The sequence below is a fragment of the Nocardioides sp. SR21 genome (assembly GCF_022761125.1).
Classification (GTDB): domain Bacteria; phylum Actinomycetota; class Actinomycetes; order Propionibacteriales; family Nocardioidaceae; genus Nocardioides.
Window position 1 is genome coordinate 526,252 of sequence record NZ_JAKWJR010000002.1, and the last position, 18,908, is coordinate 545,159.

General features: G+C 70.9%; 24 protein-coding genes and 1 pseudogene. 14 read left to right on the forward strand and 11 right to left on the reverse strand.

The annotated features are described in order from the left end of the window. Window positions 1–2: 2 nt before the first annotated feature. Both MJ604_RS05840 and MJ604_RS05845 read left to right on the forward strand, forming a co-directional pair. Window positions 3–1,190, forward strand: a complete 1,188-nt coding sequence (locus MJ604_RS05840; protein ID WP_243057352.1) for a sulfite oxidase — start codon at window positions 3–5, stop codon at window positions 1,188–1,190. Window positions 1,191–1,219: 29 nt separating this feature from the next. Beyond that, window positions 1,220–1,789 carry a hypothetical protein gene (locus MJ604_RS05845; protein ID WP_243057353.1) on the forward strand — a complete coding sequence of 190 codons (570 nt, stop codon included), beginning with the start codon at window positions 1,220–1,222 and terminating at the stop codon, window positions 1,787–1,789. Here MJ604_RS05845 and MJ604_RS05850 read toward each other — a convergent pair. Beyond that, window positions 1,786–2,469 carry a L,D-transpeptidase family protein gene (locus MJ604_RS05850; protein WP_243057354.1) on the reverse strand — a complete coding sequence of 228 codons (684 nt, stop codon included), beginning with the start codon at window positions 2,467–2,469 and terminating at the stop codon, window positions 1,786–1,788. The genes MJ604_RS05845 and MJ604_RS05850 overlap by 4 nt on opposite strands. Window positions 2,470–2,641: 172 nt before the next feature. On the opposite strand from MJ604_RS05850, the gene rpsO reads away from it, so the two are divergent. The 3 genes from rpsO to MJ604_RS05865 all read left to right on the forward strand — a co-directional run bounded on the left by rpsO (window position 2,642) and on the right by MJ604_RS05865 (window position 6,730). Continuing rightward, a complete protein-coding gene (gene rpsO, locus MJ604_RS05855) occupies window positions 2,642–2,917 on the forward strand; it encodes a 30S ribosomal protein S15 (RefSeq protein ID WP_279235394.1) in 276 nt (91 codons plus the stop codon). A gap of 244 nt (window positions 2,918–3,161) precedes the next feature. Continuing rightward, window positions 3,162–5,384, forward strand: coding sequence for a polyribonucleotide nucleotidyltransferase (locus MJ604_RS05860; protein WP_243057355.1), 2,223 nt, complete (start codon window positions 3,162–3,164; stop codon window positions 5,382–5,384). Continuing rightward, window positions 5,381–6,730 carry a pitrilysin family protein gene (locus MJ604_RS05865; RefSeq protein ID WP_243057356.1) on the forward strand — a complete coding sequence of 450 codons (1,350 nt, stop codon included), beginning with the start codon at window positions 5,381–5,383 and terminating at the stop codon, window positions 6,728–6,730. Before MJ604_RS05860 ends, MJ604_RS05865 begins: the two co-directional genes overlap by 4 nt. A gap of 6 nt (window positions 6,731–6,736) precedes the next feature. Here MJ604_RS05865 and MJ604_RS05870 read toward each other — a convergent pair whose 3' ends face one another. From MJ604_RS05870 to MJ604_RS05880, 3 genes are read right to left on the reverse strand one after another with little or no spacing between them, the layout of a single operon-like run. Beyond that, window positions 6,737–7,282, reverse strand: a complete 546-nt coding sequence (locus tag MJ604_RS05870) for a hypothetical protein (RefSeq protein ID WP_243057357.1) — start codon at window positions 7,280–7,282, stop codon at window positions 6,737–6,739. Window positions 7,283–7,320: 38 nt separating this feature from the next. Continuing rightward, window positions 7,321–7,674 (reverse strand): MmcQ/YjbR family DNA-binding protein, encoded by a 354-nt coding sequence (locus tag MJ604_RS05875; RefSeq protein ID WP_243057358.1) that lies wholly within the window; start codon window positions 7,672–7,674, stop codon window positions 7,321–7,323. A 4-nt stretch (window positions 7,675–7,678) separates the two neighbouring features. Continuing rightward, a complete protein-coding gene (locus MJ604_RS05880) occupies window positions 7,679–8,023 on the reverse strand; it encodes an HNH endonuclease (protein ID WP_243057359.1) in 345 nt (114 codons plus the stop codon). 91 nt (window positions 8,024–8,114) lie between these two features. Here MJ604_RS05880 and MJ604_RS05885 point away from each other — a divergent pair, with 91 nt between their 5' ends. After that, window positions 8,115–8,486, forward strand: coding sequence for a hypothetical protein (locus tag MJ604_RS05885; protein ID WP_243057360.1), 372 nt, complete (start codon window positions 8,115–8,117; stop codon window positions 8,484–8,486). Here the strand turns inward: MJ604_RS05885 and MJ604_RS05890 are convergent. The 3 genes from MJ604_RS05890 to MJ604_RS05900 form a co-directional block, all read right to left on the reverse strand. Beyond that, the gene (locus tag MJ604_RS05890; RefSeq protein WP_374458333.1) at window positions 8,483–8,896 is read right to left on the reverse strand and encodes a hypothetical protein; all 414 of its coding nucleotides are present in this window, start codon (window positions 8,894–8,896) and stop codon (window positions 8,483–8,485) included. The genes MJ604_RS05885 and MJ604_RS05890 overlap by 4 nt on opposite strands. Before the next feature lie 119 nt (window positions 8,897–9,015). Next, window positions 9,016–9,612, reverse strand: a complete 597-nt coding sequence (locus tag MJ604_RS05895; RefSeq protein ID WP_243057362.1) for a SatD family protein — start codon at window positions 9,610–9,612, stop codon at window positions 9,016–9,018. A 67-nt stretch (window positions 9,613–9,679) separates the two neighbouring features. Continuing rightward, a complete protein-coding gene (locus MJ604_RS05900) occupies window positions 9,680–10,195 on the reverse strand; it encodes a trans-aconitate 2-methyltransferase (protein WP_243057363.1) in 516 nt (171 codons plus the stop codon). 39 nt (window positions 10,196–10,234) lie between these two features. On the opposite strand from MJ604_RS05900, the gene dapB reads away from it, so the two are divergent. After that, window positions 10,235–10,978, forward strand: a complete 744-nt coding sequence (gene dapB / locus MJ604_RS05905; RefSeq protein ID WP_243057394.1) for a 4-hydroxy-tetrahydrodipicolinate reductase — start codon at window positions 10,235–10,237, stop codon at window positions 10,976–10,978. A 134-nt stretch (window positions 10,979–11,112) separates the two neighbouring features. Continuing rightward, on the forward strand, window positions 11,113–12,630 hold the full coding sequence (locus MJ604_RS05915; protein ID WP_279235396.1) for a M4 family metallopeptidase: 1,518 nt from the start codon (window positions 11,113–11,115) through the stop codon (window positions 12,628–12,630). On the opposite strand, the gene MJ604_RS05920 is transcribed toward MJ604_RS05915, so the two are convergent. Genes MJ604_RS05920 through MJ604_RS05935 form a run of 4 tightly spaced genes read right to left on the reverse strand, consistent with a single transcriptional unit; the run spans window position 12,627 to window position 14,447 of the window. Next, the gene (locus tag MJ604_RS05920; protein ID WP_243057365.1) at window positions 12,627–12,929 is read right to left on the reverse strand and encodes an AzlD domain-containing protein; all 303 of its coding nucleotides are present in this window, start codon (window positions 12,927–12,929) and stop codon (window positions 12,627–12,629) included. The two genes, MJ604_RS05915 and MJ604_RS05920, sit on opposite strands and share 4 nt — an antisense overlap. Then, window positions 12,926–13,615, reverse strand: coding sequence for an AzlC family ABC transporter permease (locus MJ604_RS05925; protein ID WP_243057366.1), 690 nt, complete (start codon window positions 13,613–13,615; stop codon window positions 12,926–12,928). Before MJ604_RS05925 ends, MJ604_RS05920 begins: the two co-directional genes overlap by 4 nt. A gap of 22 nt (window positions 13,616–13,637) precedes the next feature. Then, on the reverse strand, window positions 13,638–13,856 hold the full coding sequence (locus MJ604_RS05930; protein WP_243057367.1) for a hypothetical protein: 219 nt from the start codon (window positions 13,854–13,856) through the stop codon (window positions 13,638–13,640). 45 nt (window positions 13,857–13,901) lie between these two features. Next, window positions 13,902–14,447, reverse strand: coding sequence for a GNAT family N-acetyltransferase (locus MJ604_RS05935; RefSeq protein WP_243057368.1), 546 nt, complete (start codon window positions 14,445–14,447; stop codon window positions 13,902–13,904). A gap of 76 nt (window positions 14,448–14,523) precedes the next feature. Between MJ604_RS05935 and paaA the strand changes: the two genes are divergently transcribed. From paaA to MJ604_RS05965, 6 genes and pseudogenes are all read left to right on the forward strand, one after another. Then, entirely contained in the window at window positions 14,524–15,441 is a 918-nt protein-coding gene (paaA, locus tag MJ604_RS05940) for a 1,2-phenylacetyl-CoA epoxidase subunit PaaA (protein ID WP_243057369.1), read from the forward strand. Beyond that, on the forward strand, window positions 15,438–15,719 hold the full coding sequence (gene paaB / locus MJ604_RS05945) for a 1,2-phenylacetyl-CoA epoxidase subunit PaaB (RefSeq protein WP_243057370.1): 282 nt from the start codon (window positions 15,438–15,440) through the stop codon (window positions 15,717–15,719). Before paaA ends, paaB begins: the two co-directional genes overlap by 4 nt. Then, complete coding sequence (paaC, locus tag MJ604_RS05950) at window positions 15,716–16,411, forward strand: 1,2-phenylacetyl-CoA epoxidase subunit PaaC (protein WP_243057371.1); 696 nt, start codon at window positions 15,716–15,718, stop codon at window positions 16,409–16,411. The genes paaB and paaC overlap by 4 nt, the downstream gene beginning before the upstream one ends. Next, window positions 16,411–16,869: a 1,2-phenylacetyl-CoA epoxidase subunit PaaD gene (gene paaD / locus MJ604_RS05955; RefSeq protein WP_243057372.1), complete on the forward strand. Its 459-nt coding sequence runs from the start codon at window positions 16,411–16,413 to the stop codon at window positions 16,867–16,869. The genes paaC and paaD overlap by 1 nt, the downstream gene beginning before the upstream one ends. Continuing rightward, the gene (paaE, locus tag MJ604_RS05960) at window positions 16,870–17,928 is read left to right on the forward strand and encodes a 1,2-phenylacetyl-CoA epoxidase subunit PaaE (protein ID WP_243057373.1); all 1,059 of its coding nucleotides are present in this window, start codon (window positions 16,870–16,872) and stop codon (window positions 17,926–17,928) included. A 290-nt stretch (window positions 17,929–18,218) separates the two neighbouring features. Continuing rightward, window positions 18,219–18,908: pseudogene (locus MJ604_RS05965) on the forward strand (DUF222 domain-containing protein); the annotation flags it as partial.

An 18,908-nucleotide genomic window follows, 5' to 3' on the forward strand; every position in this document is an offset into this window, starting at 1 on the left:
ACATGGACACCAGTCGCCGCACCCTCCTCCGCACCGCCGCCGTCCTCGGTGGGATCGCCGCCACCGGCCTGGCACCCCTCGGGCGGGCCATCGCCGGCGCCCCGGCGATCCTCAAGGGGCTGCCGGCGTCCTGGTTCGTCGACTACGGCACCAATGCCGAGATGAAGTGGGAGTCGGTGCGCCCCGGCGACTACCTGACCCGGCAGTCCCACCTGTTCGTGCGCAACCACACCGCGACGCCGACGATCGACGCGTCGTCGTACGCGTTGAAGGTGTACGGCGACGGGCTGAGCACGGCGCGCACGGCCGACGCCCCGGTCGTCCTGACGCTCAAGGACCTCAAGAAGCTGCCGCGCACGAAGCTCGTCACCACCCACGAGTGCACCGGCAACGGGCGCAGCTTCTTCAGCGCCCAGCAGGGCACCCCGGCCTCGGGCACCGCCTGGACGCTCGGCGCGGTCGGGACCGTGGAGTGGGAGGGCGTCCGGCTGCGTGACGTGCTCAAGAGGATCGGGATCAACCCTGCGGCGGTCTCCATCCAGGCGACCGGGCTCGACGCGCCGTACTCGACCGGGGGAGTGGACTACGGCCCGGTACGCCGGCCGTTCCCGGTCAGCAAGGCGCTCGACGACGCGCTGCTCGCCTGGTCGGCGAACGGCGCCGCACTGCTCCCCGACCACGGCTACCCGCTGCGGCTCGTGCTGCCCGGCTGGGTCGGCATCGCGAGCATCAAGTGGCTCGGCTCGCTGGAGGTGTCGCTCACCGAGCTGACCTCGCCGTGGAACACGAAGTGGTACCGGATGACCGGTCCGTCCTACCCGGCCGACTCGCCGCCGCTCACGGTCAACCCGGTCCGCTCGGCCTGGGAGCTGCCGTGGGGCGCCGGTCTCGACGTGGGCCACGACCACCTGCTCACCGGCCGCTCGTGGAGCGGCGCGGGCCCGGTGGTCAAGGTCGACGTGAGCGTCGACGGAGGCGCGACCTGGACGCGCGCCCGGATCGAGCGCCGCCCCAAGCAGCACGGGTGGACGCAGTGGTCGTACTCCTGGAACCGGCCGAGAGCGGGTCAGTACGTCCTGATGGCCCGGGCGACCGACTCGAAGGGCCGCGTGCAGCCTCTCGAGACGCCGTTCAACGACAACGGCTACTTCTTCGACGCGGTGGTGAAGCACCCGGTCACCGTCGTGTGAGGTACGGCGCCCGCGGGTACACGCCGTGGATGCGCGCAACGATCCTGATGGTGGTGGTGCTCCTGCTCGCGGGCTGCAGCGGCTCCGACGACGCCGGGCCCGAGCAGGCGCGGGCCGCGTCGTCGGCCACGAAGTGCGACGGCACGGTGCGCGACATCGAGATCGAGGGTGACCTCCTGGTCGCCCGCAAGAAGACCTGCACGCTGGAGGGTGTCACGGTCGAGGGCCGCGTGACGGTGTCCCGGTACGCCACCCTGGTCGCCCGGGACACCCACTTCGACGACGGCATCAGCGCGCACGAGTTCGACCGGGTCGAGGTGCGTGGCGGCTCGTCCGGCGGCACGCCGGTCCAGCCCGCCGACTTCCTGTTCGACGGCGGTGGCGACGTCGTCCTGCGGGACGCGCCGGTGGAGAGCGCCTACTACGTCCTCCACAGCACCGGGAAGGTCGAGATCGTCGGCCTGAGCCTCATCGAGGGCAGCGTCTACTGCGCCGGCAACACGCGCCGGCCCGAGGTCCGTGACATCTCGGCCGAGTCGCCGGGCGTCCTCAAGGGTCAGTGCGCCGGCTTGAAGAACTTCGGCGTGAGCGACTTCTAGCGGTTCTGCACGACCCGCGGCTTCGCCGCTGGGTCCAGCCAGGTGAGCAGCCAGCGCATCTGCCTGGCGTTGCCGACCTGGGTGCACCCGGCGGTCGGCGACCACGGGTGTCCGGGCTTCGAGGTGTGGTAGAAGATCCCGCTCCCGGCGCCCTGGACGGGTGCCGGCCCCGCGCCGCGGCGGAGCCGCACGTTGTTGAAGTCCAGGACCCAGCCCGAGCGCATCGACGGGCGGTCGCCGCTCGTGACGCCGCGCACCTCGAGCCAGGTGTTGTAGGTGGAACCGGCGCTGCTCGACACGATCGACGTCGCGCGCCGCTGCTTCCAGCGCATCTCGCCGGGGTTGCTCGACGTGGTCGTGAACGTCGTCTTGATCTCGAAGACGCCGTTCGGCGAGCGGCGGTCGCCCTCGCGCTCCTTGCCCCAGCCGTTGCTGCCGATCGTCGAGCGGAACTCCCGCCTCTTCGTCCAGCGGCCGTCGGCGTCCTTCTCCCACGCCTGGGTGACCGTGCACCACACCTGGCGGCAGTGCTCACGGCTGGAGATCGTGCGCACGACCTGGGTGGTCCGCTCCGGGACCAGCTGCGCCCAGGGGCGCTGCTCGGCCTGCGCGGGAGCTACCGTGAGCGTGAGGAGCCCGAGCGTGAGGCCGAGGACGAGAGTTCCGAGACGTCGTACCACCGCCCGATCATCACATGCGGATTCGGTGGGCGGAGCGGCTGCGCGCTAGAGTTCTCAGGTTGCCTCCAGGGGCGACGACCGCCGTCCAACGGCCGCGGAACCAGAGTGCCCGGGTGAACAGGCCCCGGCGCGCCGCGCAACGAGTTGCCCGAGAGGGCCGGAAGGAGCCCGCATGTCGATCGGTACCGACGCGGAGACCAAGAAGAAGATCATCGCTGAGTACGGCACGACCGAGGGCGACACCGGCTCGCCCGAGGTGCAGATCGCGCTGCTGAGCCACCGCATCGCTCACCTCACGGAGCACCTCAAGCAGCACAAGCACGACCACCACAGCCGTCGTGGCCTGCTGCTTCTCGTCGGCCAGCGCCGTCGTCTGCTGAACTACCTGCAGAAGACCGAGATCGAGCGCTACCGCTCGATCGTCGAGCGTCTCGGCCTCCGTCGCTGAAATCGGAAGGGCCCACTTCGGTGGGCCCTTCCCGTTTCTCTGGGAAGCGCGACAGCGCTAGATTCAACAACTGAAAACCACCACAGGAGCGACCCGCCCGTTCTGGCTCGGTCCTCGGTAGTGGCTCTCAGCATCTCGGCCCCACTCGGTGGGCCTCCGGATCTGCGGGCCTCGATCGAAGACCGGCCCTCGCGGCCCGCGGGACACCGGGGGATCGCTCCGCGAGCAGAACAGGGACAAACCCTTGACTGAACCCGTCATCTCTGCCGTCGAGGCCGTCCTCGACAACGGCAAGTTCGGCACCCGCACCATCAAGTTCGAGACCGGGCTGCTGGCCCGGCAGGCCGCCGGTGCGGTGACCGCCTACCTCGACGACGACACCATGCTCCTGTCGGCCACCACGGCCGGCAAGACCCCCAAGGACCACTTCGACTTCTTCCCTCTGACGATCGACGTCGAGGAGCGGATGTACGCCGCGGGCAAGATCCCCGGCTCGTTCTTCCGTTCCGAGGGTCGCCCGGGCGAGGACGCGATCCTGGCCTGCCGCCTGATCGACCGTCCGCTGCGCCCGACGTTCAAGAAGGGCCTGCGCAACGAGGTCCAGGTCGTCATCACCGTGATGGCGCTCAACCCGGACCACCCCTACGACGTGCTCGCGATCAACGCCGCGTCGCTCTCCACTCAGCTCTCCGGCCTGCCGTTCTCCGGCCCGGTCGGCGGCGTCCGCGTCGCGCTCATCGAGGGCCAGTGGGTCGCGTTCCCGACCCACACCCAGCTCGAGGACGCGGTCTTCGACATGGTGGTCGCGGGTCGCGTCACCGACACCGGCGACGTCGCGATCATGATGGTCGAGGCCGAGGCGACCGAGACCAGCTTCGGCAAGGTCCAGAACGGTGCCCAGGCGCCGACCGAGGAGGTCGTCGCCGGCGGTCTCGACGCCGCCAAGCCGTTCATCAAGCAGCTGTGCCAGGCGCAGCAGGAGCTCGCGAACGTCGCCGCCAAGCCGGTCCAGGACTTCCCGGTCTTCCTCGACTACGAGGACGACGTCTACGCCGCCGTCGAGTCCGCCGTCAAGGCCGACCTCGCCGCCGCGATGAAGATCGCGGACAAGACCGAGCGCAACGACCGCACCGACGAGCTCAAGGACTCCGTCCTGAGCTCGCTCGGCGCGCAGTTCGAGGGTCGCGAGAAGGAGATCGGCGCGGCGTTCCGCTCCGTGAACAAGACGGTCGTGCGCGAGAGCATCCTGCGCGACAAGGTCCGCATCGACGGCCGCGGCCTGGCCGACATCCGGCCGCTGCACGCCGAGGTCGGCGTGCTGCCGCGCGTCCACGGCTCGGCGCTGTTCGAGCGCGGCGAGACCCAGATCCTGGGTGTCACCACGCTGGACATGCTGAAGATGGAGCAGCAGCTCGACACGCTGTCGCCGGAGAAGCACCGGCGCTACATGCACAAGTACATCTTCCCGCCGTTCTCGACCGGCGAGACCGGCCGCGTCGGCTCGCCGAAGCGTCGCGAGGTCGGCCACGGTGCGCTCGCGCGCCGCGCGATCCTGCCGGTGCTCCCGGACCGCGAGGAGTTCCCCTACGCGATCCGTCAGCTCTCCGAGGCGATGGGCTCCAACGGCTCGACGTCGATGGGCTCGGTCTGCGCCTCGACCCTGGCGCTGCTCCAGGCCGGCGTTCCGCTGAAGGCGTCCGTCGCGGGCATCGCGATGGGCCTCGTCTCCGGCGAGATCGACGGCGAGACGCAGTACGTCGCGCTGACCGACATCCTCGGCGCCGAGGACGCGTTCGGCGACATGGACTTCAAGGTCGCCGGCACCCGTGACTTCGTCACGGCCCTGCAGCTCGACACCAAGCTCGACGGCATCCCGGCCGAGGTCCTCGCTGCGGCGCTGACCCAGGCCAAGGACGCCCGTATCGCGATCCTCGACGTCATGGCCGAGGCCATCGACGAGCCCGAGGAGATGTCGATCCACGCCCCGCGGATCATCACCATCAAGATCCCGGTCGACAAGATCGGCGAGGTGATCGGTCCGAAGGGCAAGATCATCAACCAGATCCAGGACGACACCGGCGCGTCGATCTCGATCGAGGACGACGGCACCATCTACATCGGTGCCACGAACGGCGAGGCGGCCCAGGCTGCCAAGGACGCCGTCAACGCGATCGCGAACCCGACGATGCCGGAGATCGGCGAGCGCTACCTCGGCACGGTCGTGAAGACCACCAACTTCGGTGCGTTCGTGTCGCTCATGCCGGGCAAGGACGGCCTGCTGCACATCAGCAAGCTGCGCTCGCTGGCCGGTGGCAAGCGCGTCGACGCCGTCGAGGACGTCCTGGCCGTGGGCCAGAAGGTCCAGGTCCAGATCGCCGAGATCGACGACCGCGGCAAGCTGTCGCTGGTCCCGGTCGTCGAGGGCGACGAGTCCTCCGACGCCGAGGGCTCGGACGACTCGGAGTGACCAAGGCTTCACCCGCGACGACCCGCCCGGCCACGCCGGGCGGGTCGTCGCCTTCTCCGGGAACGCGCACCCTGCAGACGACCAAGGACCCCGACGGCCAGGTCACCTCGCGGGTGCGCCGTACGGTGCTGCCCTCGGGGCTGCGCATCATCACCGAGCAGCAGGCCGGGGTCCGCTCGGCCAGCATCGGTGTGTGGGTCGGCGTCGGCTCGCGCGACGAGTCGCCGGCGCTGCACGGCGCCTCGCACTTCCTCGAGCACCTGCTGTTCAAGGGCACCACGGAGCGGTCGGCTCTGGACATCTCGATCGCGCTCGACGCGGTCGGTGGTGAGTTCAACGCGTTCACCGCGAAGGAGTACACCTGCTTCCACGCGCGGGTCCTCGACGAGGACCTACCGCTCGCGGTGGACGTCCTCGGCGACATGATCACCGCCTCCACGATCCTCGCCGAGGACGTCGAGGCCGAGCGCGACGTGATCCTCGACGAGATCGCGATGCACGACGACGACCCGGACGACGTCGTGCACAACCTCTTCGCGGAGCAGGCCTGGGGCGACTCGCCCCTGGGTCGCCCGATCGCCGGCACCGTCGCGTCGATCGGCGCCCTGACCCGCGCGCAGATCGTCCGGTTCTACCGGCGCCACTACCGGCCGGCGAACCTCGTGATCGCGGCCGCCGGCAACGTCGACCACGCCACGCTGGTCAAGCAGGTCAAGAAGTCTTTCGCCCGCAACGACTGGCTCTCCGGCGAGGCCGCGCCGATCCCGTCGCGGCGGGGGTCGCGCAGGCGCGTGACGCCCGGTCTGATCGCCGCGACCCGCCCGTTCGAGCAGGTCAACCTGGTGCTCGGCATGGAGGGACTGGTCCGCGACGACGACCGCCGCTTCGCGCTCGGCGTCCTGAACACCGCGCTCGGCGGCGGTACGTCGAGCCGGCTGTTCCAGGAGGTCCGCGAGCACCGCGGCCTGGCGTACTCCGTCTTCTCGTTCGCCTCCCACCACGCCGACTCCGGCCTGGTGGGGGTGTCCGTCGGCTGCCTCCCCTCGAAGCTCGAGGACGTGCTCGCCGTCGTGCGCGAGGAGCTCGCCAAGGTCGCGCAGTCCGGCATCACCGCCGAGGAGCTGGCCCGGGGCAAGGGCATGCTCCGCGGCGGCCTGGTGCTGGGCCTCGAGGACTCCGGCTCGCGGATGTCGCGCCTCGGCAAGGCCGAGCTCGTTCACGACGAGCTGCTGAGCATCGACGAGGTCATCCGCCGCATCGACGCCGTGACCGTGGAGGAGGTCCGCGAGGTCGCGGCCCTGGTGTTCAACCGGCCCGAGATCCTCGCGGTCGTCGGGCCGGCCTGACCCAGGTCAGCCGCGCGCGATCCAGGGCGAGAAGACCCGCTTCTTGCTGACCCAGTCGACGGCACCGCTGGGGCCGCCGGCTCGCATCACCACGCGGACGGCGTCCGGGTTGCCGAGCGCGGCGCGCGACATCCGGACCCGGACCGTGTCGGTCTCGTAGTTGATCCGCATGATGTAGTCGCCGTTCTCGACCGGCTCCCCGTAGCTCTTCTGGGAGAAGCCCTCGGTCTCGAGGAGGGTGTAGTCGGTGCCCTCGAAGAAGCCGCCGACGAAGACGTACTCCGGTCCCTTGTCGCTCTTGACGGTGTCGATGTAGATCGAGCCGCCCGAGCCCGACGAGGGGCTGCGGCGCAGGTCGTCGTGGACGGTGATGACGTTGACGTTGGTCTTCCCGTTGCGGACCGTCATCGACAGGACGTCCGAGCCGTGGCTGGTGTCGTCGGGGTCGTCGATCGCGTACTGGGCGGCGTGGGCCGCGCCGGAGAGGCTGAGGGTGAGGGCGGCGGTCGACAGGGCGACGGCGGCGGCGTTGATCTTTCGCATGCTGGTCATACGCATCCAGGACCGAGAAGGTTGCATTCTGATACGCCTCATCTCGGGAGTCGTTCGCCGCGCTCGTGGACGAGCACGGCAGTAGCGGTCAGCCGCCAGGCCTCGAACGTCAGCTCCGCGAGCTCGTCGCGCGCCACGCCCTCCAGGTGCACGACGACCCAGCCGAACCCGCCCACGGTGAACTGCACCTCGAACACCTCCGGCCGCTCGGCCACCAGCGCGAGCTGCTCCGCGATCGTCTGCTTCAGCCCGACCGTCCGGGTCGGCTCCCACAGGTAGCCCCACGTCCGGGTCGCGACCGCCATCCGCCAGTACCGCTCGTGGTCGGTCCTGCTCACGTCAGGCAGCTGGTCGGCCAGCTCGAAGAAGTCCGCGATCGTGCATCCACCCACGGGGTCAGCCTGGCAGGAGCCGCCGACGTACCTCGACGTAGCGCTCGAGGAACGCCCGCTCGTCGAGCCGCTTGCGCCGCATCCAGCCGGTCACCTCGTCGTTGCACTTGCTGGTGTTGCACGAGCGGCAGGCCGGTACGACGTTGTCGAGGGTGTACCGCCCGCCGCGCGAGATGGCCAGCACGCAGTCGCGCTGCAGCGCCTGGTCGGTGCGGCCGCAGTAGGCGCACCCGCCGCCCCACGCGGCCTGGATCTCGGTCCACTGCGCGGGGGTGAGGTCGTTGACGACGCTGTCGATCCGGCGCTTGCGGCGGCGGGCGATGCGCGCACGTCGGGTGGTGGTCGGCACCGCGTCAGCGTAGCGACGCGGATGTATCCAGTGGGGGACCTCGAGCTCCTGTGCTCGCGAGGGACGAGGTCCGTCTCGGGAAAGGAACACCATGCTCGCCAAGCCGATCGCCATCGCGCTCTCCGCCGCCTCACTGGCCGTCGTGCCGGGGATGTCCGTCGCCGACGCCGCAGCGCCGAAGGCCGACGTCACCGTGACCATCACCGCCGAGGGCACCGACATGTCCGGCGTCGTGAAGAGCCCGCGCCCGGCCCAGTGCGCCGCCGACCGGACCGTGAAGGTCTTCAAGCTCGTCCGCGGCGAGCCGCACCTGTTCGCGACCGACACCACCGACCTCCAGGGCGGCCAGTACGTCTGGTCGACCGGCAACACCGGCACCGAGGGTCGCTTCTTCGCCAAGGTCGGCGGCAAGGCCGGTTGCCAGTCCGACGTCAGCCCGACGATCCGGGTCCGCCGCGACTAGCGGACGAGGAGCACGACCCCGGCGCAGCCCGCGGCCCACAGCACGCTGACGAACGTGCCGATGATGAACCGCTCGGCGGTGCCGGGCGTGCGCAGCTCGGGGTAGCGGGCCAGGCTCTTCACGCCGAGCACGATCGCCAGGCCCTCGGGCCAGGAGGCGACGATCGCGGCGTACACGGCGATCCGCTCGAGACCGCCGATCCAGGCGCCGCCGCGCAGCACGTGGCCCGCCTCGCGCATGGTCTCGCCGGCGGCCTCGCGGCGGTCGACGAGATCGAAGACGAGGGCGGCGAGCGGGCCGCCACCGGCGACGGCGAGCGTGCCGGCCAGCGCGATGAGCGCGACCGTCGCGTCGTCGTCGACCACGACCGGGTCGGGCGCGGCCGCGACGACCGCGGCGGCGACGAGCATGAGCAGCGAGGCCGGCGCGAACACCCGGCGGGCGCTGGGTGAGGCCCAGGCGGCCAGTCCGGCGAGTACGCCGAAGCCCAGCAGCACGAGCGTCAGCGCGCCCCAGTTCTCCGCAACCACTAGTCGTCCCTCCCGAGCAGGCAGCGAGTCAGGTCGGTGGCCAGCTCGCGGGCGCGCCGCCCCTCGACGATCCCCGCGGCCTGTGCGCGCTGGCTGACGGCAGACTGCCCGATCCCGAGCCGCTGCGCGACCTCGACGTACGGCAGTCCCTCGCGCTCGACGAGGTCGGCGACCTCCCACCCTCCGGGAGTACGCCGCGCGAGCACCGCGGCCCACAGCCACAGCGTGGTCTCGAGGGCGCGGGCGGCCGGGTGCTCGCCGCAGACCCGGAGCCGCCACGGGCTGCTCTTGGCCGCGGTGACCGCGTCGCGCGCCTGCAGGTAGGCCTGGCCGCGACCGGCGCGGGCGTGGTCCGGCAGGGGCTCGTCGACCGCGCCCACCCCGATGCCGATGTTCCACTCGCCGTCGCGCAGCAGCGTCTCGACGACGCGGGGGAGCGCCTCGGGGTCGTCGAGGACGCCCTGGAACTCGTCGCCGACGGTGCGCTCGAACGCCAGCAGGAGCGGCACGTCGGCCAGGGCGGCCAGGGCGTCCGGGATCTTGTCGACGCCGTGGCGGCTGCCGCGCTGGTCCACGGTGAGCACGATGCGGTCCATGAGGCTCCTCCCTGCATCGAGGCTAGATTAGGGAATAGCCTAATGCAAGAGAAGTTCAGGAAATAGCCTAACGGCGCCCGATGAGGCCGACGACGGCCGGCGCCTTCTGCTCGATCACCGAGACCCGGAAGCCGCCCCCCTGGAGCGCCGCCGAGCCCTTCTTCACGATGTTCGGCACCAGCTCGCGCTGGTTGGCCTCGTAGAACAGGTACACCGCCCCGCCCGGCACCACCCGCTCGTGCAGCAGCGCGATCTCCTCGGCGCACTCGCGGACCCAGAAGAGGTTCACGTTGAACGCGAAGACCTTGTTCAGCCGCTTCACCGGCACCCGCAGCGTCGCCAGGTCGATCTGGCGCACGGTCAGCCGGCCGGCCTCGACGTACTGCGCGCAGCGCCGCTTGGTGCGGTCGACGCCGGACTCCGAGCGGTCGATCGCGAACAGCTTGCCGGTCTCGAGCTTCTGGCAGATCAGCTCGGCGGCGGCTCCAGGCCCGCACCCGATCTCCAGCACGTGATCACTGGGTTGAACGTCCATCACGTCCACCGCCCACCGGATTCTCGGCGGAATGGTCTGCAGCGCCATGGGGCAAGACTGCCAGATAGGTTGACCGTCGTGAGTGACATGCGAGTCGGCGTCCTCGGGGCGCGGGGCAAGGTCGGGTCCGAGGTCTGCCGGGCGGTGGAGGAAGCGGCGGGCTTCGAGCTGGTCGCGGCGATCGACGCGGGCGACGAGATCGACGCCCTGGTGAGCGCCGGAGCCCAGGCGGTGGTGGACTTCACCCACCCCGACGTCGTGATGGACAACCTCGAGTTCTGCATCGACCACGGCATCCACGCGGTGGTGGGCACGACCGGCTTCGACGACGCGCGCCTCGACACGCTGCGCGGCTGGCTGGCCGACGCCACCAGCACCGGCGTGCTCATCGCCCCGAACTTCTCGATCGGCGCGATCCTGATGATGCGCTTCGCGGCCGCGGCCGCGCCCTTCTACGAGTCGGTCGAGGTCGTCGAGCTGCACCACCCGACCAAGGCGGACGCCCCCTCCGGCACCGCACGGCGTACGGCGGAGCTGATCGCCGCGGCCCGCCGCGAGGCCGGTGTCGGTCCGGTTCCCGACGCGACCTCCACGGGGCTGGACGGCGCGCGCGGCGCGGTCGTCGACGGCATCCACGTGCACGGCCTGCGCGTCCGCGGCCTGGTCGCCCACCAGGAGGTCATCCTCGGCGGCGTGGGGGAGACGCTCACGATCCGGCACGACTCGCTGGACCGCGCGTCGTTCACCCCGGGCGTGCTCGCCGGCCTGCGCGCGATCGCGGACCACCCGGGCCTGACGGTCGGCCTGGAGCACTTCCTCGATCTGGACTGATCCGCCGCACGATCTCCGGTTCTTCACGTTCCTGCATTGCAGGAATTCGGGGGTAGCCGCAACCGGTCGCCGTCGTTGAGGTGGGCATGGCTCCGTTGCCTCGGGGCCTCCCTCCCACCACGAAGGACCAGCACATGCGCAGAATCTCGGGCGTCGCCACGGCGGCGGTTCTCGCTCTCACCGTCGTCGGGATGTCCCCTTCCGGCAGCGGGGCCGCTCCGTCCACCAACCCCTACGGCGACAGCACCGGCACCACCTACCGGGTCACCGACACGATCACCGACCCGAACGGCGCCACCCACGTGCGGATGGAGCGCCTCTACCGCGGCCTCCCCGTCCTCGGCGGCGACCTCGTCGCCCACGAGAACGCCGCGGGCGCCCTCAAGGGCGTCAGCGAGACCCTCGACGAGGCGGTCCGCGTCGCCACCACGCCTGCGGTGAGCAGGGCCGCGGCCAGCGAGAAGGTCGTGCGCGCGGCGCAGTCCACCCGCCTGGTCGTCGATGCCACCTCCGGCGCCGGCCGGCTCGCGTGGGAGATCGTCACCGGCGGCAAGCAGGCCGACGGCACGCCGAGCCGGCTCGCGACGTACGTCGACGCCGTCACCGGCAAGGTCATCCGCCGCGAGCAGCAGATCCACAACGTCGACGGCACCGGCCAGTCGCTGTACTCCGGCACCGTCCCGCTCCAGCTGACGCAGTCGGGGTCGACGTACCAGCTCAAGGACGCGGCGCGCGGCAACACCTACACGACCGACCTCAACAACGGCACCGACTCGATCTTCTGCCAGATCTTCGGCGCGGGCTGCAAGACCGGCACGACGTTCAGCGGCCCGGACACCTCGTTCGGCAACGGCTCGACGAGCAGCCGTGAGTCGGCGGGCGTCGACGCGCAGTACGGCACGAACATGACGTGGGACTACTACAAGACCACGTTCGGCCGGAACGGCATCTTCGGCAACGGGACGGGCTCCTACAACCGCGTCCACTACGGCAAGAACTACGTCAACGCGTTCTGGGACGGCACGAAGATGACGTACGGCGACGGCGACGGCGTCAACTACGGCCCGCTGGTCTCGCTCGACGTGGCCGGCCACGAGATGTCGCACGGCGTCACGGAGAACTCCGCGAACCTCACCTACTCCGGTGAGTCCGGCGGCCTCAACGAGGCGACGTCCGACATCTTCGGCACGATGGTCGAGTTCTACGCCAACAACGCCAACGACCCGGGCGACTACCTGATCGGCGAGGAGTTCGACCTCAAGAACCACGTCGGTCTGCGCCGGATGGACAACCCGGCCTCGGACGGCAGCTCGCTGAACTGCTGGACCTCCGGCGCCGGCAACGCCGACGTGCACTACTCCTCGGGCATCGGCAACCACTTCTTCTACCTGCTCGCCGAGGGCTCGGGCGCGAAGACGATCGGCGGCGTCGCGCACAACAGCACGACCTGCAACGGCTCGACGATCACCGGCATCGGCCGGACCGCCGCGGCCGCGATCTGGTATCGCGCGCTGACGGTCTACATGACCTCGGGCACCAGCTACGCCGGCGCGCGCACCGCGACGCTGAACGCCGCTCGTGACCTGTACGGCGCGGGCAGCGCCCAGCAGAGCGCCGTCGCGGCCGCGTGGAGCGCGGTGAGCGTCAACTAGAGGAAGTAGCGGGCTCCCGCGGCCGCGAGCGCCGCTCCGAAGACCACCACCAGGAACGGTGCGCGGAGGAGGAGCAGCACGACGGCGACGCCCAGTCCCAGGGCGCGCGCGTCGAGCACCAGCTCGTGGCCGCGGGAGAACACCTGCACGGCGATCAGCGCGGACAGCAGGGCGACCGGGATCAGGTCGGCCACCCGCTCGACCAGCGGTCGCTCCAGGATCCGTGACGGCACCGACAGGCCGGCCAGCTTCAGCAGGTAGCAGCCGACCGCGCTGACCAGCACCGCGGTCCACATCATCGGGCCGGCTCCTTCATCAGGGCCCCGGCCAGCAGCGCGACACCGGCGGCGGCGAGCACGGGTACGCCGGCCGGCACGATCGGCACGACGCCGAGCGCCACCGCGGCGGCCGCGGCCGCCACCAGCTGGTTGCTCCGCTTGTGCAGCCGCGGCCACAGCAGCGCGAGGAAGGCCGCGCCGACGGCGGCGTCGAGTCCGTACTGCCGCGGGTCGCCCAGCGCGTTCCCGGCCAGGGCGCCGGCCAGGGTGGCGAGGTTCCACAGCACGAAGATCGAGACGCCGGTGACGAGGAACCCGAGCCGGGCGGCGGTGCGCGACTCCCGGGTCACCGACATCGCGGTCGACTCGTCGATGAGGACGTGCGCGGCCGCGGCCCGGCGGGCGCCGTGCCAGTCGAGCAGCGGCGCGAGACGCAGGCCGTACAGCGTGTTCCGGGTGCCGAGCAGCATCGCGGACAGGGCCCCGGCCAGGGGTGCGCCACCGGACGCGACCACGCCGACGAGCGCGAACTGGCTCGCGCCCGTGAACACCAGCAGAGACAGGGCGCAGGTCTGCCACACGGTGAGCCCGGCGGCCACCGACACCGCGCCGAAGCCGACGCCGTACGCCCCGGTGGCGACGCCGACGCCGAGGCTGTCGCGGATGATCCCGCGCCGCTCCTGGTCGGGAAGCGGCGCGTCGGTCACGCCCCGAGGTTAAGGGGAGCGGCTAGTGGCGGCGTAGCCGGACCGGGTGCGGGTGGGCGTGGAAGTCGTGGACGAGGACGTACGCCAGCACGATGCCGGCGAAGAAGCCCCACATGGCGCCGGCGACGGCCGCGACGGGGAGGGGGCTGAAGTGGGCGACCCAGGCGCCCGACGCGATGGCGACGATGAGCGCGACAGCGACGACGAGCAGTCGGTGCAGCCTCGGCAGTGGTCCGATCACAAGATCAACTGTGACTCCGGATCCCGTGAATTCAAGAGCAGCCGGCTAGGAGAGCGCTGTGTGGAGGCGGACCTGCCTGACCAGCGTGGTGCCCTCGCCGTCGAGGTCCAGCTCGCGGTGGGCGGTGTCGGGGGCCCAGCCGGCGCCGGTGAGGAACTCGCGCAGCGCGTCGTCGCTCGCCATCGCCCACAGCACGGCCCGCGAGAACCGGTCGGACTGCATGGTCTCGACGGCGGCCTGCATCAGCCGCGACCCGTGGCCCTTGCCGCGCTCGGCCGGGTCGACGGTGAGCTCCATCAGCTCGGCATCGGCGACCGGGTCGCAGTCGGGGTCCGAGGCGGGCGTCGTGATCGCGAAGCCGACCACCCGGTTGCGCTCGAGCGCGACGAGGACCCGGTTGCGGGCGTCCCGGGGGGACTGGAACGACTGGCGCCACGCGGCGGCCGCGGCCTCGACATCGGTGGGCAGGGCATCGGCCGGTACGACGCCGGCGTACATCTCCTGCCAGGCGCGGATCTGCAGGTCGGCGATCGCGGGGGCGTCGTCGGCCCAGGCCACGCGCACGGAGACGTCGGCACTCGGTCCAGTCATGGGGCGCATCCTCGCACTGTTACAAATCTCCGCGCACAGTGCGTCGACCTGTAACAACCGGTGGTAGCGTGCGAGTGTGCCCTTCGAGGAACTGCTGGCCGAGGACGGCCGCGTCGAGCCCCGCGACGAGATGCCCGACGCGTACCGCCGCACGCTGGTGCGCCAGATCGCCCAGCACGCGCACTCCGAGATCATCGGGATGCAGCCGGAGGGGAACTGGATCAGCCGCGCGCCGAGCCTGCGCCGCAAGGCGATCCTGATGGCCAAGGTCCAGGACGAGGCCGGGCACGGGCTCTACCTGTACGCCGCCGCCGAGACCCTCGGTGTCGACCGCGAGGACCTGCTCGACCAGCTCCACACCGGTCGGCAGAAGTACTCCTCGATCTTCAACTACCCGACGCTGACCTGGGCCGACGTCGGCGCGATCGGCTGGCTGGTCGACGGCGCCGCGATCGTGAACCAGGTGCCGCTGTGCCGCTGCTCGTACGGCCCGTACGCCCGGGCCATGGTGCGGGTCTGCAAGGAGGAGTCCTTCCACCAGCGGCAGGGTTTCGAGATCCTGCACACGCTGTCGCACGGGACGCCCGCGCAGAAGGCGATGGCGCAGGACGCCGTCGACCGGTACTGGTGGCCGTCGCTGATGATGTTCGGCCCGCCCGACGACGACTCGCCGAACTCCGCGCAGTCGATGGCGTGGGGGATCAAGCGGTTCTCGAACGACGACCTCCGGCAGCGCTTCGTCGACATGACGGTTCCGCAGGCCGAGATCCTCGGCCTGACCCTGCCCGACCCCGAGATCCGGTGGAACGAGGAGCGCGGCCACTACGACTTCGGCACCGTCGACTTCACCGAGCTGTTCGAGGTCATCAAGGGCAACGGCCCCTGCAACGCCGAGCGGATGGCGCACCGGGTCAAGGCCCATGAGGACGGCGCCTGGGTGCGTGAGGCCGCGTCGGCGTACGCCTCCAAGCGCTCCTCGGAGGCGGTGGCATGAGGGACTGGCCGCTCTGGGAGGTCTTCGTGCGCTCGCGTCGCGGGCTGTCGCACGTGCACGTCGGCTCCCTGCACGCACCGGACGCCGAGATGGCGCTGCGCAACGCGCGCGACGTCTACACCCGCCGCCAGGAGGGCGTCTCGATCTGGGTGCTGCCGTCGGCCGAGATCGTCGCGTCGGACCCGGGGGAGCGCGACGCGTTCTTCGAGCCCGCCGCGGACAAGGTCTACCGGCACCCCACGTTCTACGACGTGCCCGAGGGGGTCGAGCACCTGTGACCTCTGCCGACTACGTCCTCGGCCTCGCCGACGACGCCTTGGTCTCCGCGCAGCGGATGGGCTGGTGGATCAGCCGGGCGCCGCAGCTCGAGGAGGACCTCGCACTCGCGAACATCGGGCTCGACCAGCTCGGGCAGGCACGGTCGCTGCTGTCGTACGCCGGCACGATGCTCGACCGCACCGAGGACGACCTGGCCTACCTGCGCGACGACCGGGAGTTCCGCAACGTCTGGCTGGTCGAGCGACCGCAGACCGACTTCGGCGTGACGATGGCGCGGCTGCTGCTGTTCTCGGCCTGGCAGCGCGAGCTGTACGCCGCCCTGGTGACGTCCTCCGACGCCACGCTGGCCGGGATCGCCGGCAAGGCGGTCAAGGAGGTGGCGTACCACCTCGACCACGCCTCGCAGTGGGTGATCCGCCTCGGCGACGGCACCGACGAGTCGCACTCCCGGATGCAGGCCGCGCTGGACGCCGAGTGGCCGTACCTCGACGAGCTGTTCGAGGGTGCCCCGGAGCTGCGGCCCGCCGTGCTGGCCCGGATCGAGCAGGTGGTGGCCGAGGCGACGCTCGCCGTACCCGAGGTCGCGCCTGTCGTCGGGGGAGGCCGGCACGGGCTGCACACGGAGCACCTCGGCTACCTGCTCGCGGAGATGCAGCACCTGCACCGCTCTCACCCGGGAGCGACGTGGTGATGACGACCGCCGCCTGGAAGATCGCCGCGGACCTGCCCGACCCGGAGCTGCCGGTCGTCACGATCGCGGACCTCGGGATCCTGCGCGAGGTCACCGAGGACGACCAGGGACGCGTGCACGTGCAGATCACGCCGACGTACTCCGGCTGCCCGGCGATGGAGACCATCAGTGCCGACCTCGTCGAGGCGCTGACGCAGGCGGGCTACCAGCGCGTCGACGTCGAGTTCGTGCTGTCGCCGGCGTGGACGACGGACTGGATGACCGAGGAGGCCAAGGCCAAGCTGGAGGCGTACGGCGTCGCCCCGCCGGGTCCCGTCGCGCTGGCCCTGTCGGTGAAGTGCCCGCAGTGCGGGTCGCTCGACACCCGCGAGTCGAGTCGCTTCGGCTCGACCGCGTGCAAGTCGCTGTGGGTGTGCCGCGCGTGCCGCGAGCCCTTCGACCACTTCAAGGCCATCTGAGTGTCCGCGACGTTCCACTCGCTGCGGGTCGCGGCGATCGACGAGCTCACCGACGACGCGGTGGCGCTGACGTTCTCGGTGCCCGCCGAGCTGGCGTCCGAGTTCACGTTCCTGCCGGGCCAGCACCTCTCGATCCGAGGCGGTGACGACGTACGCCGGTCGTACTCGCTCTGCACCTCGCCGTCCTCGGGCGTCCTGCGCATCGGCGTGAAGCGACTGCCCGGGGGCGCGTTCAGCGAGGGTGTCGTCTCGCGCCTCGTGGTCGGCGACCCGCTGGAGGTGATGACGCCTGCGGGGCGCTTCACCGTCTCGTTGGATCCCAGTGCCGCCCGGTCGTACGTCGCCATCGCGGCCGGCTCCGGCATCACGCCGGTGCTCTCGATCCTCGCCGCGGTGCTGGAAGGGGAGCCCGGCTCGACGGTCACGCTCATCTACGCGAACCGCACGCACCGCTCGGTGATGTTCCTCGACGAGGTGCACGACCTCAAGGACAGGTATCCCGCTCGCTTCCAGGTGATCCACGTGCTCTCGCGCGAGGAGCAGGAGGTGGAGCTGCTGTCCGGGCGGCTCGACGGCCCGCGCCTCTCCCGCATCCTGTCGGCGCTGGTGCCGCCCGACTCGGTGGATCAGTGGTTCCTCTGCGGCCCGCAGCAGCTCGTGGTCGAGCTGCGCTCGACGCTGCTGTCGCTCGGCGTGCTTGCTGACGCGGTGCACACCGAGCTCTTCCACGCCGATCCCGTGCCACGGGCTCCGGTCGCTGCGCTGGACGTCCCCGACGGTGCCGCCCACGTGACCGTCCGCCTCGACGGGCGCTCCTCGTCCTTCGACCTCCGACCCGACGGCCAGCCGGTCCTCGACGCCGCCATGTCCGTCCGCTCCGACCTCCCCTTCGCCTGCAAGGGCGGCGTCTGCGGCACCTGCCGCGCCCGCCTCGTCTCCGGGACGGTGGCCATGGACGCCAACTGGGCCCTGGAGCCCGACGAGATCGAGCGCGGCTACGTCCTCACCTGCCAGTCCCACCCCACCTCCGAGAAGGTCGTCCTCGACTTCGACGGGTGAACGTCGGCGGTGGTTGAGGAAGGCGCGCTCGCGCCTGTCTCGAAACCACCCGCCATCGGTGGTCGAGCTTGTCGAGACCCCTGCAGCCGTGACGCTGCGCTGGATCTGCGGCGTCCTCCCGGCGCTCGACCGCCCGGGACAGGAAGAGCGCGCCTATCGGAAGGACGTCGGCCCGCGGTCGACGGGGTGTGCGGGGCCACCACCGAACTGTTTCTCGAAAGTGTCCACATCCCGGTCAACCACGGGCTTTTCGAGGCCTCACTGTCGGTGGTCCCTGCTTGGGTTGAGGTATGGCAGCCACCACGACCACCCGCACCGAACTGGTGCTGGCGGCTGCCCGCGCGACGCGTTCGGCGATCGCCGACCTCGAGGCCGAGCAGCTCGTGCAGGCACTCGAGTGGGCGGCACTGAACCCGGGCGACGTCGTGGACGCGTCGCGGTCCTGGGAGGAGCGGGAGCTCGAGGTCGCCGGTGACGGGGCGCCGACGGTGGCGGAGTTCTCGATCGCGGAGTTCGCCCTGGCGGTCGGGATGAACACGGATGCCGGCCGGGTGTTCATCGGCGATGCGGTCGAGCTGGCGCACCGGCTCCCGCGCACCTGGGCACGGGTCGGTGCGGGCGAGGTCGCGGTGTGGAAGGCCCGCAAGGTCGCCCAGCAGACCAGGTCCCTGCCGGTCGATGCGGCGGCGTTCGTGGACCGCGCGTTGGCGCCGGTCCTGCACACGTGCACGTTCGCCCAGATCGAGCGGACCGTCGAAGCAGCGCGTGCCGAGTTCGACCCCCAAGCTGCCGAACAACGCCGCCTGGCCGAGGCCGAGCACCGGCACTTCACGTTCTACTGGCGCCAGGTGACCTCGACCGGTCAGGTCCCCGTCGCCGGGGTCATGGATCTGGCCGATGCGGTCGCGTTGGACGAGAACCTGAAGGCGAAGGCCGCCACCCTCGACCCCGCCCTCCCGATCGACGTCCGCCGCTCGATC

Bases quoted from the DNA above. Each gene is read 5' to 3' on its own strand.
- MJ604_RS05885 (WP_243057360.1), top strand. From the start codon at position 8,115: ATGCTCGCCAAGCCGATCGCCATCGCGCTCTCCGCCGCCTCACTGGCC.
- paaB (WP_243057370.1), top strand. From the start codon at position 15,438: ATGAGGGACTGGCCGCTCTGGGAGGTCTTCGTGCGCTCGCGTCGCGGG.
- MJ604_RS05915 (WP_279235396.1), top strand. From the start codon at position 11,113: ATGCGCAGAATCTCGGGCGTCGCCACGGCGGCGGTTCTCGCTCTCACC.
- MJ604_RS05890 (WP_374458333.1), bottom strand. From the start codon at position 8,896: ATGCTCGTCGCCGCCGCGGTCGTCGCGGCCGCGCCCGACCCGGTCGTG.
- MJ604_RS05870 (WP_243057357.1), bottom strand. From the start codon at position 7,282: ATGACCAGCATGCGAAAGATCAACGCCGCCGCCGTCGCCCTGTCGACC.
- paaD (WP_243057372.1), top strand. From the start codon at position 16,411: ATGACGACCGCCGCCTGGAAGATCGCCGCGGACCTGCCCGACCCGGAG.
- dapB (WP_243057394.1), top strand. From the start codon at position 10,235: ATGCGAGTCGGCGTCCTCGGGGCGCGGGGCAAGGTCGGGTCCGAGGTC.
- MJ604_RS05900 (WP_243057363.1), bottom strand. From the start codon at position 10,195: ATGGCGCTGCAGACCATTCCGCCGAGAATCCGGTGGGCGGTGGACGTG.
- MJ604_RS05920 (WP_243057365.1), bottom strand. From the start codon at position 12,929: ATGATGTGGACCGCGGTGCTGGTCAGCGCGGTCGGCTGCTACCTGCTG.
- rpsO (WP_279235394.1), top strand. From the start codon at position 2,642: ATGTCGATCGGTACCGACGCGGAGACCAAGAAGAAGATCATCGCTGAG.
- MJ604_RS05935 (WP_243057368.1), bottom strand. From the start codon at position 14,447: ATGACTGGACCGAGTGCCGACGTCTCCGTGCGCGTGGCCTGGGCCGAC.
- MJ604_RS05840 (WP_243057352.1), top strand. From the start codon at position 3: ATGGACACCAGTCGCCGCACCCTCCTCCGCACCGCCGCCGTCCTCGGT.
- MJ604_RS05845 (WP_243057353.1), top strand. From the start codon at position 1,220: ATGCGCGCAACGATCCTGATGGTGGTGGTGCTCCTGCTCGCGGGCTGC.
- MJ604_RS05895 (WP_243057362.1), bottom strand. From the start codon at position 9,612: ATGGACCGCATCGTGCTCACCGTGGACCAGCGCGGCAGCCGCCACGGC.